We start from the raw sequence: 1,264 nt of genomic DNA on the forward strand, positions 1-1,264 counted from the left end.
GGCGGGGCGCGCGGCGGCCTGGCGTTCGGCCTCCTGGCGTGCGCTCTCGCGGCGCGCGGCCTCCTGCTGTGCGGCGATCTGCTGCGCCGCCTGCGCCTCGCTGGCCTGCTGTTGCGCCTGCTTCTGCTGCTCGGCCGCCAGCTTGGCCTTCTGCTCGGCGTCCTTCTTGGCCTTCTCGGTCTCGTCCTGGCTGCGCTGGGCCACGGCCTCCATGCCCTTGCTCACGCCCTGCTTGAGCCGCGGCAGCGCCGGCGCCTGCGGATCCATCTTCTCGATCAGGCCGATCAGGCGCTGGGCTTCCGGGAAGTCCTCGCGGTTGATGCTCTGTTCGGCGGCGATCAGCGTGTACGGCATCAGGTCGGTCAGCGCGCTCTTGACCCCGGCGTCGTCCGGCTGCTTGTCGCGCAACGCCAGGTAGTACTCGACCGCGTTGTTGCCGGCCGGTGCGTACATGCGGTTCTCGCGCAGCGCCTGGCTGGCCGAGTCGTGCAACTGTTCGGTGCCCATCGACTGCACCTTGGCCGAGACCGCCGGCTGCGCCGGTGCGTTGGCCGCGGCGGTAGCCGGTGCCGCGCTGGGTGGTGCGGCCTCTTCCTGCTTGGAGCAGGCCGCCAGCGCGGCCAGCAACAGGATCGGCGCGACCCGGCGCGCCTTGGCGAGTGTGGTGAGTTGCGACATGCGTCCCCCTGAATCCCCGGTGTTGGCAATCAACGATGCGACGGCGGTGCGTTCGCGGTGCTGCGGCCCCCATGCCGCCAGCGCACCCCATCGGTCAATCTAGCATCCGCGGCCGCTGCGTGCGTGGCAGCCGCTGCCATGCGGCAAAAAGCGTGACGCGGCGCGCGCCGGTCAATGCGCCGGCCGCGCCGGCGCGGACGCGGACATGATCCGGTCGGTCCAGGCGATGCCGATCGCCGACAGGATGAAGATGCCATGGATGATGGTCTGCCACAGCACGCCGGTGGCGGTCAGCGTCGCGCAGCTCTTCAGGTCCACCGTCCCCACGGCGCTGGCCAGCTGTTCCGGCGAGCACATCGGCATGCCGCCGAGCGCGCCGACCGCGATGAAGGTCTTGAGCAGGTGGATCGAGGAGATGCCGATGATCGACAGCGCCAGCTTGACCTTGAGCACGCTGGCGTTGACGTGGCTCAGCCACTCCGGCTGGTCCGGATGGCCTTCCAGGCCCAGCCGCGACACGAAGGTCTCGTAGCCGCCGACGATCACCATCACCAGCAGGTTGGAGATCATCACCACGTCGATCAGG

The 1,264-nt window shown here is 69.8% G+C and carries 2 protein-coding genes; both read right to left on the reverse strand.

Annotated elements, in window-relative coordinates:
* Nucleotides 1-678, reverse strand: a 678-nt coding sequence (locus tag D180_RS23640) for a hypothetical protein (protein ID WP_017911258.1), incomplete at its 3' end; no start/stop codon positions are given.
* A gap of 171 nt (nt 679-849) precedes the next feature.
* On the reverse strand, nt 850-1,264 hold a 415-nt coding region (locus D180_RS00605), incomplete at its 5' end, for a YqhA family protein (RefSeq protein WP_017911259.1).

The sequence above is a fragment of the Xanthomonas sp. SHU 166 genome (genome assembly GCF_000364685.1).
GTDB lineage: Bacteria > Pseudomonadota > Gammaproteobacteria > Xanthomonadales > Xanthomonadaceae > Xanthomonas_A > Xanthomonas_A sontii.